Origin of the sequence: Pseudomonas sp., assembly GCF_048269965.1 — a bacterium.
Classification (GTDB): Bacteria; Pseudomonadota; Gammaproteobacteria; order Pseudomonadales; family Pseudomonadaceae; genus Aquipseudomonas.
The window spans coordinates 99,417-112,520 of record NZ_JBLWTV010000015.1 but is presented as its reverse complement, the minus strand read 5'-3'; the positions used below and the strand labels follow the sequence as shown (position 1 = coordinate 112,520).

Below are 13,104 nucleotides of genomic sequence, written 5' to 3'. Positions count from 1 at the left end.
CTGACCAACTGACGAGACCTCCCATGACCGCACACACACTCAAGACCCTGGCCCTGGCAGTGACCTGCGCCGCCTTCGGCAGCACCCTGCAGGCCGAAGAGCGCCAGGCGCCGCACTACCAGGTGGAAGATTGCTGCTCGCTGTGCCCGGCTGCGCACGACGCCAGCCGTTACACCACCAACTACATGAAGAACTTCGTCACCCTGATGGATGCCGACGAGGGCTGGCTGTTTCGCAGTGTCGAAGACCTGCGCACCGAATTCGGCACCAGCGAAGTCGGCTACCAGCGGCTGAAGGAACTGCGTGACGGCCTCAAGCAGCGCGGCGTGGAACTGGTGGTGGTCTATCAACCGACCCGCGGCCTGGTCAATCGCAGCAAGCTGCGCCCGGCCGACTATCAGCGCTTCGACTACGACAAGGCGCTGCGCAACTATCGCCAGGCGCTGACCCGCTTCGAACAGCTGGGTATCTGGGTGCCGGATCTGGTCCCGCTGACCGACGAGGACAGCGACAAAGAGTTCTACTTCCGCCGCGACCAGCACTGGACACCCTACGGTGCCGAGCGCACCGCGCGTCTGGTGGCCGAGACGGTCAAGCGCATCCCCGGCTTCGAAGACATTCCGCGCAAGGAGTTCGTTACCGAGCGCGTCGGCCTGATGGGCAAGACCGGCACCATGCAGAACGTCGCCAGCCAGCTGTGCGGCACCGGCTACGCCGTGCAGTACGTCGACCAGTTCATCACCGAGCCCAAGGACGCCAGCGATGGCGACGCGCTGTTCGGCGACGACAGCAGCCCGCAGATCACCCTGGTCGGCACCAGCCACAGCGGCAAGAACTACAACTTCGGCGGCTTCCTGGAACAGTACCTGGGCACCGACGTGCTCAACGCCGCCTTCCCCGGCGGTGGCCTGGAGGGCGCGATGCTCGAGTACCTGGCCAGCGATGCCTTCCAGAACGACCCGCCGAAGGTCCTGATCTGGGAATTTTCGCCGCTCTACGACCTGGCCTCGGACAAGATCCACCGCCAACTGATGGCCAGCCTGAACAACGGCTGCAGCGGCCAGACCGAGCTGCTCGCCAGCGAGAAACGCCTGCATCCGGGCAGCAACGAAATTCTCGTCAACGGCCAGAACAAGCTGCTGACCCTGGCCGGCAATCGCCACCAACTCGACCTGCGTTTCAGCGATCCGTCGGTCAAGCGCGTCGACGCCACCATCTGGTACCTCAACGGCCGCCGCGAACAGCTCAAGCTGGAGAAACCCAACACCGTCGACACCGACGGCCGCTTCGCCGTCGAACTGCGTGACGAACCGGGCTGGGGTGAGCAGAACTTCTTCGCCCTGGAAATCCAGAAGCCCGAGGACAGCGCCGACGACCTGAAAGTCCAGGCCAGCCTGTGCCAACGCCCTAGCGGGCCCGGCCAGCAGGTCGCGCAGCACCGCGCGAACGACTGAGGAGGCTCCCATGCCCAAACGACTCGCTCCACTCACTCTCATGGCGTTGCTGCTCAGCGGCCCGGCCTTTGCCGAACTGCAACCGCCGGCGGGCTACTACGCCGCCGTTGACCAGCGCGACGGCAAGGCGCCCGCCTGCCCGGCGGTACCGCAGCCCTACACCGGTGAATTGCAGTTCACCAGCAAGTACGAGGGCTCCGACAGCGCGCGCGCCACGCTCAATCGCCAGGCGGAGAAGAACTTCCGCAAGCAGACCGCGCACATCACCCGCCTGGAAAAGGAGGCCGGGCGGATGATCACCGGCTACATGCGTACCGGTCAGCGCGAGCGCCTGGAATGTGCCATCGAATGGCTGGACCAGTGGGCCAGCGCCGATGCGCTGGAGTCCGAGCAGTTCAACCACACCGGCAAGTCGATGCGCAAATGGGCGCTCGGCAGCCTGGCCGGCGCCTGGCTACGCCTGAAATTTTCCGAGTCGCAGCCGCTGGCCGCCTACCCGCAACAGAGCGCACGCATCGAGGCCTGGTTCACCCGCCTGGCCGAGCACACGGTGCGCGAGTGGAGCGACCTGCCGCTGAAGAAGATCAACAACCACAGCTACTGGGCTGCCTGGTCGGTGATGGCGGTGGCGGTGATCGATGATCGCCGCGACCTGTTCGACTGGTCCGTGGGCCAGTTCCGCATCGCCGCCAATCAGGTCGACGACGAGGGCTACCTGGCCAACGAGATGCGCCGCAGCCATCGCGCCCTCGCCTACCACAACTACGCCTTGCCACCGCTGGCGATGATCGCGGCATTTGCCGAGGCCAATGAAGTCGACCTGCGTGGCGAGAACCACGGCGCCCTGCAGCGCCTGGCAGAACGTGTGCTGCAAGGCGCGCGCGACCCGGCTGCGTTCGCCCAGCGCACCGGCTCCAAGCAGGACATGAGCGAGCTGCGCAAGGACTACAAGTACGCCTGGCTGGCGCCCTACTGCAGCCTCTACGCCTGCAGCGAAGAGACCCGCGAACTGAACCAGGAGATGGGGCCGTTCAACAGCTTCCGCCTCGGTGGCGAGGTGACCCAGGTCTTCGGTGACGGGCGCTGATGCACTGCACTTGTAGGAGCGGCTTCAGCCGCGATTTTTTTCGCGGCTAAAGCGGAATGCCGCCCAGCCGCTCTTACAGGACGCAACAAAACAACCCCTCCGCTCGCGGGGGGAAAGGGGGGCGCTGCCCCGGCTGTTCACGGAGAAGCACGGATGGTTTTTTCATCCAACGTCTTTTTGTTCCTGTTCCTGCCGATCTTCCTCGGCCTGTACTACCTGTGCCCGAATCGCGGGCGCAACCTGCTGATCCTGATCGGCAGTTACGCCTTCTATGCCTGGTGGCGGGTGGATTTCCTCCTGCTGTTCGCTGCGGTGACGCTGTGGAACTACGTCTTCGGCCTGCGCATCCAGGCGCATGCCGGCACCGAGGCGGCGCGCCGCTGGGTGGTGGCCGGGGTGGTCGGCAACCTGGCCACGCTGGGCTACTTCAAGTACGCCAACTTCGGCGTGGCCAACATCAATGCCGTGCTCGAATCCTTCGGTCTCGAGCCCTTCGTGCTGACGTCGGTCATCCTGCCGATCGGTATTTCCTTCTACATCTTCCAGTCGATCAGCTACCTGATCGACGTGTACCGCAAGGACACCGAACCGACGCGCAACCTGATCAACTTCGCCGCGTTCATCGCCCTGTTCCCCCAGCTGATCGCCGGCCCGGTACTGCGCTACAAGGACCTGGCCGACCAGTTCACCGACCGCACCCACAGCCTCGACAAGTTCAGCGAAGGCGCCACGCGCTTCATGCAGGGTTTCGTCAAGAAGGTGTTCATCGCCGACAGCCTGGCGCCGCTGGTAGACCATTGTTTCGCCCTGGAAAACCCCAGCACCGGCGACGCCTGGCTGGGCATGATCGCCTACACCGCGCAGCTGTACTTCGACTTCTCCGGCTACAGCGACATGGCCATCGGCCTGGGTCTGATGATGGGTTTTCGCTTCATGGAGAACTTCAACCAGCCCTATATCAGCCAGTCGATCACCGAGTTCTGGCGGCGCTGGCACATCAGCCTGTCCACCTGGCTGCGTGACTACCTCTACGTACCGCTGGGCGGCAACCGTCACGGCACCTTCAACACCTACCGCAACCTGTTTCTGACCATGCTGCTGGGCGGTTTCTGGCACGGCGCCAACTGGACCTTCCTGATCTGGGGCGCCTGGCACGGCATGTGGCTGGCCATCGAACGAGCGCTCGGCGTGAAAGCCGCAGCGACTGTGTTCAACCCGCTGAAATGGGCCTTCACCCTGCTGCTGGTGATGCTCGGTTGGGTGATCTTCCGTGCCGAGAACCTGGAGGTGGCCGGGCGCATGTACGCCGCCCTGTTCAGTTTCGCTGATTGGCACCTGAGCGAGCTGACCCAGGCGCACATCACCGGGCTGCAGATGGTCACTCTGGTGCTGGCCTGGGTGGTGATCGCCGTCAACGGCGCCCGCCAGTTCCTTGCCAGTCGTAGCCATGAACCGGGCCTGACCCTGGCCAGCGCCGGCGTCGCCCTGCAGGCCATCGACCTGCGCCTGGTGGCCGTGCGCGGCGCCCTGCTGCTGTTGTTCTGCGCCTCGCTGCTCAAGCTCTCGGCGCAGAGCTACTCCCCCTTCCTGTACTTCCAGTTCTGAGCGGAGGCCGAGCATGAACCGCCCCATCAAGACCCTGTATGTCGCGCTGTTCGCCCTGCTGCTGTTGCCAGTCAGCCTGCTGGCTCTGAGCAAGCTCGGCGCCTACCGCATGCCGGCGCAGCCGAGCGTGCTCGACGGCCGCCTGGCCAAGAGCATCGAGCGTCACTACGACGAGAACTTCCCGCTCAAGCAGGCTGGCATCAACCTCTGGGCCGCCCTCGAATACCTGGCGTTCGGCGAAGGCCGCAGCGGCCTGGTGGTCGGCGAAGACGGCTGGCTGTACTCGGACGAGGAGTTCGATCCGCTGGCCGACGGTCAGCGCCAGCTGCGCGACAACCTGGCGCTGATCCGTGGTGTACAGCGCCAGCTGGAGAAACGCGATATCCAGCTGCTGCTGGCCATCGTCCCGGCCAAGACACGCCTGTACCCGGAGCACACCGGCAGCCATCGCCCCAGCGCGCTGCAGCGCAGCCTGTACCCGCGTTTTCACCGCGCGGTGCGTAACGCCGGGATCGCCGCGCCGGACCTGCTCGGCCCGCTGCAGGCAGCCAAGCGCGAGGCGCCGATGTTCCTGCGCACCGACACCCACTGGACCCCGGAAGGGGCCGACATCACGGCCCGCGCCCTGAGCGAGGTGGTGCACAGCGCCATGCAGCTGCGCGGTGAGCCACAGCAGTTCGTCACCGAGACCGTGCAAACCCGCTCGCACCAGGGCGACCTGACCCGCTTCCTGCCGCTGGCGCCGCTGTTCGAAAGCCTGATGCCGCAGGCCGACCGCCTGCAGCAGCGCGAAACCCACGCCGCCGACGGCAGCGGCGACGACCTGTTCGGCGACAGCGACCTGCCGGTGACGCTGGTCGGCACCAGCTACAGCGCCAACCCGGCCTGGAACTTCGCGGGTGCCCTGCGCCAGCACCTGCAACGCGACCTGGCCAACCACGCCGAGGAAGGCGGCGGCCCGCTGGTACCGATGCTCAAGTACCTGCAAAGCGACGAGCTGAAGAACAACCCACCACAGCTGGTGATCTGGGAATTCCCCGAGCGCTACCTGCCGATGGCCAGCGATTTCACCGATTTCGACCCGCAATGGCTCACCGCACTCAAAGACGGCGGCGAGCGCCAGGGGCTGGCTGCTGCCAGTCACTGATTCATCCCCCCAAGGAGGACTATCCGATGAACACTCACACCACCCTGCGTCGTTTCACTCTGAGCGCCTGCGCCCTGGCCCTGGGCCTGGGCCTCGGCATGCTTCAGGCGCATGCCGATGACGGCGCCCTCTACGGGCCCAAGGCACCCAAGGGTTCGGCCTTCGTCCGTGCCTACAACGCCAGCAGCGCCGAACTCGATGTCAGCGTCGGCCAGACCCAACTCAAGCAGATCTCGCCGCTGGGTTCGAGCGACTTCAAGTTCCTCCCGGCCGGCAGCTATCAGGCCCAGGTGGGCAACGCGCAGATGCCGGTGGATCTGCAGGCCGCGCGTTACTACACCCTGGTCAGCCAGACCGGCGCCAAGCCGCGCCTGGTCGAGGAGCCGCCCTTCACCAGCCGGCAGAAAGCCCTGCTGCGCGTGCAGAACCTGACTGACAGCACCCTCAGCCTGAAAACCGCCGACGGCAAGACCGACGTGGTCGCCGATGTGAAGCCGGACGGCCGTGGCGACCGCGAGATCAACCCGGTCAAGGTCGGCCTGGCGCTGTTCGACGGCGAACGCAAGGTCGCCGACCTGAAACCGGTAACGCTGGAACGCGGCGAAGTGGTCAGCCTGTTCGTCACCGGTGGTCAGGGCAAGTTGTCGCCGGTATGGGTCAAGCGCCCCATCGACGGTTGATGCAGTGAGTTTCTAGAACAAGGAAAACGGCGGGTACACGCCGCACCGACACGACACGGGCAAACCACTTGATCAATCGTTCAGGAGAGACACAACCATGACCCCCATCATCCTATCCGGTGGCAGCGGCTCGCGACTCTGGCCTCTTTCGCGCAAGCTGTATCCCAAGCAGTTCCTCGCCCTGACCGGTGAGCAGACGCTGTTCCAGCAGACCCTGCAGCGCCTCTCCTTCGACGGCATGCAACCGCCAGTGCTGGTGGCCAACCAGGAGCACCGCTTCATCGTGCTCGAGCAACTGGAGCAGATCGGTCAGCAGACGCAGATGCTGCTGCTCGAGCCGTTCGGCCGCAACACCGCCCCCGCCGTGGCCATGGCCGCCCTGCAGCTGGTCGCCGAAGGTCGTGACGAACTGATGCTGGTGCTGCCGGCCGATCACGTACTGGACGACCAGCAAGCCTTCCGCCAGGCCCTGGCACTGGCCACCGTGGCCGCCGAAAAAGGCGAGATGGTGCTGTTCGGCGTACCGGCCGACCGTCCGGAAACCGGCTACGGCTACATCCGCGGCCAGGCCGACGGCACCCTGCCCGACGGCGTGGCGCGCGTCGCCAGCTTCGTCGAAAAACCCGACGCCCAACGCGCCACCGAGTATGTGAACAGCGGCGACTATTACTGGAACAGCGGCATGTTCCTGTTCCGCGCCAGCCGCTTCCTCGAAGAGCTCAAGCATCACGACGTGGACATCTACGACACCTGCCTGCTGGCCCTGGAACGCAGCCAGCGCGACGGTACGCAGATCGCCATCGACCCAGCCACCTTCGCCTGCTGCCCGGACAACTCCATCGACTACGCGGTGATGGAGAAGACCAGCCGCGCCTGCGTGGTGCCGCTGGCCGCCGGCTGGAACGACGTGGGCAGTTGGTCGTCGATCTGGGAGGTGCACGACAAGGACGACGCCGGCAACGTGACCAAGGGCGACGTGGTGCTCGAGGACAGCCGCAACTGCCTGATCCACGGCAACGGCAAGCTGGTCTCGGTGCTGGGCCTGGACGATATCGTCGTCGTGGAAACCAAGGACGCCATGATGGTGGCGCACAAGGATCGCGTGCAGGACGTCAAGAAACTGGTCGGCAAGCTCGACGCGCAGGGCCGCTGCGAGACCCAGAACCACTGCGAGGTGTATCGCCCGTGGGGCTCGTACGACTCGGTGGACATGGGCGGTCGTTTCCAGGTCAAGCACATCACCGTCAAGCCGGGCGCACAGCTGTCGCTGCAGATGCACCACCACCGTGCCGAGCACTGGATCGTGGTGTCCGGTACGGCCAAGGTGACCTGCGACGACCGTGAGTTCCTGCTCACCGAAAACCAGTCCACCTACATCCCGATGACCTCGGTGCACCGCCTCTCCAACCCGGGCAAGATCCCGCTGGAGATCATCGAGGTGCAGTCCGGCACCTACCTGGGCGAGGACGATATCGAGCGCCTGGAAGACGTGTACGGCCGCAGCGATGCGCTAGCCGCTGGCGCCGCCCACTGAGCTGTTCGTAGCCGGATGCAATGCGGGTCGATCTCGGCCCCGGATTGCATCCGGGCTACGCCCCAGTTCATCCAAGGCATGCGCAACGAACTCCCCTCTCCCATTCATGGGAGAGGGGTTGGGGGAGAGGGCAGAAGACGCCATGCCGTTGCAGGTTCAGCCTTTCCCTGCCCCATTCCAGCCAGGTGAAGGAAGCTGTCACACCCTGCGACAGCCCACGCGATTACCCTGACCTGACACCTTGTGTAGGATGAGCACAGACTTCGCAAAAGGCTGCCCTCATGCTGTTCGGTATCGTACTCGTCATCACCTGGCTGATCCTGCTGATCCGCTACCCGACCAAGGCGCTGCCGGTGTCCATGGCGGCGCTGGTCGGTCTCGGCCTGGTGGCCACCTGGGTGCTCTGGCAGGAAACCCGCGACGAACGCTACCTCGCCCACCTCGAACTGCGCCTGCACTACGACCCGCAGCGCTGCCCTGCCGATCGCCCCCTGGCCATCGACCTGAAGAACGGCAGCGACGCCGCCCTGCTGGAGCTACGCTGGGAAGTCGCCGCCTACCGTCCCGGCAATGCCACCAACCTGGCCCAGCGCCTCTACGAATCGCCGCGCTACAGCGGCCCGGGTGAACTGTTGCCGGGCGCCAGCTGGAGCGACTGCATGCCCCTGCCCGACCTTCGCAGCGGCTATCGCCCGGCTACGCTGGAGTTTCGCGCCGAACGTCTGCAAGGCAAGTTCATTCGCTGATACCTGCTACATGCCTGACGCAGGAGCGCCAACTCCGTAGCCCGGATGCAATCCGGGGATGCTGCCTATGGCGGTTCCCGGATTGCATCCGGGCTACGAAACACGCGCGCCACCACCTCGAGCAGTCCCCCAACATCCCCAGCCTGCTAAGCTGCAGCCCCGTTCGCGTCTCAGGGAGTCCCGCGCATGCCTCAACCCAGCGTCCTTATCACCGGCTGCTCCAGCGGCATCGGCCGCGCCCTGGCCGAGGCCTTCAAGGCGGGTGGCTACGCCGTCTGGGCCACGGCGCGCAAGGAGAACGACCTCACAGCGCTCGAGCAGGCCGGTTTCAACGCGGTGCTGCTCGACGTCAATGATGGCGAGGCGTTGCAGCAACTGGCCGCACGCCTGAACGAGGAAATTGGCGGCCTCGATGTGCTGATCAACAACGCGGGTTACGGCGCCATGGGCCCACTGCTCGACGGCGGCGTGGAAGCGATGCAGCGGCAGTTCGAAACCAATGTATTTTCCATCGTCGGCGTCACTCGCGCGCTCTTCCCGCTGCTGCGCCGCAGCCGTGGTCTGGTGGTCAATATCGGCAGCGTTTCCTCGGTACTGGTGACGCCCTTCGCCGGTGCCTACTGTGCCTCCAAGGCTGCCGTGCATGCATTGAGCGACGCGCTGCGCATGGAGCTGGCGCCCTTCTCCATCGAGGTGATGGAAGTGCAGCCCGGCGCCATCGCCTCCAGCTTCGGCGCCAACGCCAGCCAACAGGCCGAAGCGCTGATCCATGAGGATTCGCCCTGGTGGCCGCTGCGCGATGGCATCCGCGCCCGCGCCAACGCCTCGCAGGACAACCCGACCCCGGCCAGCGACTTCGCTGCGCAGCTGCTGGCCGCCGTGCAACGCGACAAGCGCCCGCGCCTGCTGCGCCTGGGCAATGGCAGCCGCGCCCTGCCACTGCTCGCCATGCTGCTGCCCAAGGCCCTACTGCAACGGGTACTGAGCAAACGCTTCGGCCTGGTGCAAAGCCTGTGAGCCAGAGCCTGCAACTGCGCTACTACGCGGCTGCGGGAATAGTCGCGGCCATCGTGCTGAACCTGCTGCTGCGCACCTTCGTGCGCCTGGGCGGCGTGTTCACCACATTGCTGATCGCCGCCGCCATCGCCGCTGGCCTGGCGCTGGTGTTTCACTGGCGCCAGGGGCGCGCGCCAAGCAGCGCCGAACGCTGGCGTTTCACCCTGCTCTATGGCGGCGTGCTCGGGCTGCTCTATCTCGGCCTGCTGGGCATGATGTATCTGCAGGACACACCCAGCCCCATGGGCCTGTTTCTCTTCAGCCTGCATTATCTGTGCTACCCGGTGCTGGCCTGGCTGGCGTTTTCGCCACGCCATGGTCGCTGATCGTTTTGTCAGGATGACTCCGCCATGCTGCACACCCTCGCCGTCGCCAACTACCGCTCGATCAACAGCCTGATCCTGCCATTGGGCCGCCTCAACCTGATCACCGGCGCCAATGGCAGCGGCAAGTCCAACCTCTACCGCGCGCTGCGCCTGCTGGCGGAAACCGCGCAAGGTGGCGTGGTCAACGCGCTGGCACGCGAAGGCGGGCTGGAATCGAGTTTCTGGGCCGGACCGGAGAAGATTTCCCGACGCATGCTGGGCGGCGAGGTGCCCGTGCAGGGTGGCCCGCGGCAGAACGTGATGCGCCTGCGCCTGGGCTTTGCCGGCGAGGATTTCGGCTACGCCATCGCCCTCGGCCTGCCCGAGCCAAGCAGCTCGGCCTTCGCTCTCGACCCACAGATCAAGCGCGAGTGCATCTGGGCTGGCGCCAGCTACCGCCCTGCCTCGCTGCTGGTGGATCGCGCCGGGCCCATGGTGCGCATGCGTGAAGGTCGCAGCTGGCAGGTACTGGCCCAGCACGTGCCGAACTACGACAGCCTGTTCGACCAGATCGGCAACGACCCGAATTGCCCGGAAGTCTTCCAACTGCGCGAAACCATTCGCCGCTGGCGCTTCTACGATCACTTTCGCAGTGATGCCGACGCACCGGCGCGCCAGCCGCAATTGGGGACGCGTACACCGGTGCTGCATCACGATGGCCGCGACCTGGCCGCCGCGCTGCAGACCATCCGCGAAATCGGCGACCGCGCGGCGCTGGACGCCGCCATCGACGATGCCTTCCCCGGCAGCCGCCTGCATATCGATTTTCAGGCCGGCGGGCGCTTCGCCGTGGAACTGCGCCAGGAGGGTTTGCTGCGCCCCTTGAGCGCAGCCGAGCTGTCCGACGGCACGTTGCGCTACCTGCTGCTGGTCGCCGCCCTGCTCACGCCTCGGCCGCCTTCACTGATGGTGCTCAACGAGCCGGAAACCAGCCTGCACCCGGATCTGTTACCTGCACTTGGCCGGCTGATCATCGCCGCATCGAAGCACACGCAGGTGTGGGTCGTCTCTCACGCCAGCCGACTGATCGCCACGCTCAAGGAAAGCCCCGACTGCAACACCCTGGAGCTAGACAAGCAGCTCGGCCAGACCTGCATACGCGGCCAGGGCATGCTCGACGAGCCGCCCTGGCACTGGCCGGATTGAGACGTCCGCATCGCCCGTAGGGTGTCGCGGGGCCGCCTAGGCTGTGCGCACCGGCTTCTAATCGCTATCCGCTACGGTCCAGCAAAGCGCGGTGCGCACAGCGCACCCTACGCGTTCTCACAGTTGCGTAGCCCGGATGAAATCCGGGGACAATTGTCAGCGTTCTCGCGGCTGAAGCCGCTCCTACAGGCGCAATCGGACTCAATGTCCGTCGAGGTAACGCTCGACATCCAGCGCCGCCATGCAGCCGGCACCGGCCGAGGTGATCGCCTGGCGATAAATCGAATCGGCCACGTCGCCCGCAGCAAACACGCCGGGAATGCTGGTCGCGGTGGCATTGCCCTCGCGCCCGCCGTTGACCACCAGGTAGCCATCCTTCAGCGCCAGTTGGCCTTCGAACAGGCTGGTATTGGGGGTATGGCCGATGGCGACGAACAGACCATCGACCTTCAGTTCGCGGTAAGCGCCACCATACTGCTTCAGGCGCACGCCCGTGACGCCGCTGGCATCGCCCAGCACCTCGTCCACCTCGGCATTGAGCTGCAGCTCGATCTTGCCCTCGGCCACGCGCTCCTGCAGCTTGTTCTGCAGGATCTTCTCGGCACGGAAAGTCTCGCGGCGGTGAATCAGAGTCACCTTGCTGGCGATATTGGCCAGGTACAGCGCCTCCTCTACAGCGGTATTGCCGCCACCGACCACTGCCACCTCGCGCCCACGATAGAAGAAGCCATCGCAGGTTGCGCATGCCGAAACGCCGCGCCCCATGAACGCTTCCTCACTGGGCAAGCCCAGGTAACGCGCACTGGCGCCGGTGGCGATGATCAGCGCGTCGCAGTGATAGGTCGCACTGTCGCCAACCAGGGTGAAGGGCTTGCCGGCCAGGTCCACGGCATTGATGTGATCGAAGACGATCTCGGTCTCGAAGCGCTCGGCGTGTTCCTGCATGCGCTGCATCAGCGCCGGCCCAGTCAGACCGTGGGGATCGCCCGGCCAGTTGTCCACCTCGGTGGTGGTGGTCAGTTGGCCACCGGCCTGGATGCCGGTGATCAGCAGCGGTTTCAGGTTGGCGCGCGCGGCATACACCGCTGCGCTGTAACCGGCAGGGCCGGAACCCAGGATGATGACGCGGGCATGACGGATGGCAGACATCGCTAACTCCTCGCTGGCCCACAGGGCCGGCAGGCCAGATAAAAAGGGACTCTCGAAGCACTAGGGGAAGGCTTGGAAGGGTGAGAGCCCCGCAAAAGGAAAGCCCTACGGAAACACTGAAAAGGCCGTCATGCCCGCGCAGGCGGACATCCAGAACCCACGAATCACCTGGGCTCCCGCCTTCGCGGGAGTGACGATGAATGGCTTTTTTCAGGAAATCCCTGAAGGGAAACTGGACGCAAGCCTATCGGGGCGACCTGCGAAGCGGAAATATCCATTACCAATTCCGCGAATAGAATCCGCCTATGGCCACTGGGGTTGAGCCCTGCCCCATGGCTGAACTTTCACCGCGCAGGCAAAGTCGGTATGGTCGCGCGCATCAACCACCCTGGAGACCGCCATGCCCGCTGCTCCCGTTCTGTCCGGCCCGCAATACCTGCGAGAAGGTCTGAGGCTGATACTCAGCCCCGGCCTGCGCCTGTTCGTATTGCTGCCGCTGGCGATCAACCTGCTCCTGTTCGTCACCCTGATCAGCTTTGCCGTGCAGCAATTCAGCGGCTGGGTCGATACCTTCATGCCTTCCCTGCCGAACTGGCTGAGCTTCCTGCAGTACATCCTCTGGCCACTGTTCGTGGTGCTGGTGCTGCTGATGGTGTTCTTCACCTTCACCATGCTGGCCAACATCATCGCCGCGCCGTTCAACGGTTTTCTCGCGGAGAAGGTCGAAGTGGTCGCGCGCGGTGAAGATCATTTCCCGCCATTCAGCTGGGCCGAACTGGCAGCCATGGTGCCGCGCACCATGGGTCGCGAGATGCGCAAGCTGGCGTACTTCCTGCCGCGTGCCATCGGCCTGCTGATCCTCAGTTTCATCCCGGTGGTGAACCTGATCGCTGCGCCGCTGTGGCTGCTGTTCGGCGTGTGGATGATGGCTGTGCAGTACATCGACTACCCGGCGGACAACAACAAGATGAGCTGGCAGGACATGCTCGCCTGGCTGCGCGAGAAGCGCTGGCAGAGCCTGAGCTTCGGCGGCATCACCTACGCCGCACTGCTGGTGCCGGGGCTGAATATCCTGATGATGCCGGCGGCCGTGGCCGGCGCGACGCTGTTCTGGGTGCGCGAGCGCGGCTAGCGA

12 protein-coding genes are annotated in these 13,104 nt (G+C 65.1%); 11 read left to right on the top strand and 1 reads right to left on the bottom strand.

The window, feature by feature from the left end; translation table 11 throughout:
- Nucleotides 1–23: 23 nt before the first annotated feature.
- The 10 genes from ACN0X6_RS17455 to ACN0X6_RS17410 all read left to right on the top strand — a co-directional run bounded on the left by ACN0X6_RS17455 (nucleotide 24) and on the right by ACN0X6_RS17410 (nucleotide 10,820).
- Nucleotides 24–1,454 (top strand): alginate O-acetyltransferase, encoded by a 1,431-nt coding sequence (locus ACN0X6_RS17455; RefSeq protein ID WP_417705852.1) that lies wholly within the window; start codon nucleotides 24–26, stop codon nucleotides 1,452–1,454.
- Between the two features lie 10 nt (nucleotides 1,455–1,464).
- The gene (locus ACN0X6_RS17450; protein WP_417705851.1) at nucleotides 1,465–2,541 is read left to right on the top strand and encodes a mannuronate-specific alginate lyase; all 1,077 of its coding nucleotides are present in this window, start codon (nucleotides 1,465–1,467) and stop codon (nucleotides 2,539–2,541) included.
- A 153-nt stretch (nucleotides 2,542–2,694) separates the two neighbouring features.
- Nucleotides 2,695–4,146 carry an MBOAT family O-acyltransferase gene (locus ACN0X6_RS17445; RefSeq protein WP_417705849.1) on the top strand — a complete coding sequence of 484 codons (1,452 nt, stop codon included), beginning with the start codon at nucleotides 2,695–2,697 and terminating at the stop codon, nucleotides 4,144–4,146.
- 13 nt (nucleotides 4,147–4,159) lie between these two features.
- Nucleotides 4,160–5,293, top strand: a complete 1,134-nt coding sequence (locus ACN0X6_RS17440; RefSeq protein ID WP_417705848.1) for an alginate O-acetyltransferase — start codon at nucleotides 4,160–4,162, stop codon at nucleotides 5,291–5,293.
- Nucleotides 5,294–5,319: 26 nt separating this feature from the next.
- A complete protein-coding gene (locus ACN0X6_RS17435; protein ID WP_417705846.1) occupies nucleotides 5,320–5,973 on the top strand; it encodes an alginate O-acetyltransferase AlgF in 654 nt (217 codons plus the stop codon).
- A 97-nt stretch (nucleotides 5,974–6,070) separates the two neighbouring features.
- On the top strand, nucleotides 6,071–7,507 hold the full coding sequence (locus ACN0X6_RS17430; protein ID WP_417705845.1) for a mannose-1-phosphate guanylyltransferase/mannose-6-phosphate isomerase: 1,437 nt from the start codon (nucleotides 6,071–6,073) through the stop codon (nucleotides 7,505–7,507).
- Nucleotides 7,508–7,788: 281 nt separating this feature from the next.
- Entirely contained in the window at nucleotides 7,789–8,253 is a 465-nt protein-coding gene (locus tag ACN0X6_RS17425; protein ID WP_417705844.1) for a multidrug transporter, read from the top strand.
- Between the two features lie 186 nt (nucleotides 8,254–8,439).
- Nucleotides 8,440–9,270, top strand: a complete 831-nt coding sequence (locus ACN0X6_RS17420) for an SDR family oxidoreductase (RefSeq protein WP_417705843.1) — start codon at nucleotides 8,440–8,442, stop codon at nucleotides 9,268–9,270.
- A complete protein-coding gene (locus tag ACN0X6_RS17415) occupies nucleotides 9,267–9,635 on the top strand; it encodes a hypothetical protein (protein ID WP_417705841.1) in 369 nt (122 codons plus the stop codon). The genes ACN0X6_RS17420 and ACN0X6_RS17415 overlap by 4 nt, the downstream gene beginning before the upstream one ends.
- A 24-nt stretch (nucleotides 9,636–9,659) precedes the next feature.
- Nucleotides 9,660–10,820, top strand: a complete 1,161-nt coding sequence (locus ACN0X6_RS17410) for an AAA family ATPase (RefSeq protein ID WP_417705840.1) — start codon at nucleotides 9,660–9,662, stop codon at nucleotides 10,818–10,820.
- A 201-nt stretch (nucleotides 10,821–11,021) separates the two neighbouring features.
- Here ACN0X6_RS17410 and trxB read toward each other — a convergent pair whose 3' ends face one another.
- On the bottom strand, nucleotides 11,022–11,969 hold the full coding sequence (trxB, locus tag ACN0X6_RS17405; protein ID WP_417705838.1) for a thioredoxin-disulfide reductase: 948 nt from the start codon (nucleotides 11,967–11,969) through the stop codon (nucleotides 11,022–11,024).
- A gap of 400 nt (nucleotides 11,970–12,369) precedes the next feature.
- Here trxB and cysZ point away from each other — a divergent pair, with 400 nt between their 5' ends.
- Nucleotides 12,370–13,101 (top strand): sulfate transporter CysZ, encoded by a 732-nt coding sequence (gene cysZ / locus ACN0X6_RS17400; protein WP_417705836.1) that lies wholly within the window; start codon nucleotides 12,370–12,372, stop codon nucleotides 13,099–13,101.
- The last annotated feature ends 3 nt before the right edge of the window (nucleotides 13,102–13,104 follow it).

Excerpts from the sequence above, each read along its gene's own strand:
- ACN0X6_RS17455 (WP_417705852.1), top strand. The coding sequence starts at position 24 with ATGACCGCACACACACTCAAGACCCTGGCCCTGGCAGTGACCTGCGCC.
- ACN0X6_RS17450 (WP_417705851.1), top strand. The coding sequence starts at position 1,465 with ATGCCCAAACGACTCGCTCCACTCACTCTCATGGCGTTGCTGCTCAGC.
- ACN0X6_RS17445 (WP_417705849.1), top strand. The coding sequence starts at position 2,695 with ATGGTTTTTTCATCCAACGTCTTTTTGTTCCTGTTCCTGCCGATCTTC.
- ACN0X6_RS17440 (WP_417705848.1), top strand. The coding sequence starts at position 4,160 with ATGAACCGCCCCATCAAGACCCTGTATGTCGCGCTGTTCGCCCTGCTG.
- ACN0X6_RS17435 (WP_417705846.1), top strand. The coding sequence starts at position 5,320 with ATGAACACTCACACCACCCTGCGTCGTTTCACTCTGAGCGCCTGCGCC.
- ACN0X6_RS17430 (WP_417705845.1), top strand. The coding sequence starts at position 6,071 with ATGACCCCCATCATCCTATCCGGTGGCAGCGGCTCGCGACTCTGGCCT.
- ACN0X6_RS17425 (WP_417705844.1), top strand. The coding sequence starts at position 7,789 with ATGCTGTTCGGTATCGTACTCGTCATCACCTGGCTGATCCTGCTGATC.
- ACN0X6_RS17420 (WP_417705843.1), top strand. The coding sequence starts at position 8,440 with ATGCCTCAACCCAGCGTCCTTATCACCGGCTGCTCCAGCGGCATCGGC.
- ACN0X6_RS17410 (WP_417705840.1), top strand. The coding sequence starts at position 9,660 with ATGCTGCACACCCTCGCCGTCGCCAACTACCGCTCGATCAACAGCCTG.
- trxB (WP_417705838.1), bottom strand. The coding sequence starts at position 11,969 with ATGTCTGCCATCCGTCATGCCCGCGTCATCATCCTGGGTTCCGGCCCT.
- cysZ (WP_417705836.1), top strand. The coding sequence starts at position 12,370 with ATGCCCGCTGCTCCCGTTCTGTCCGGCCCGCAATACCTGCGAGAAGGT.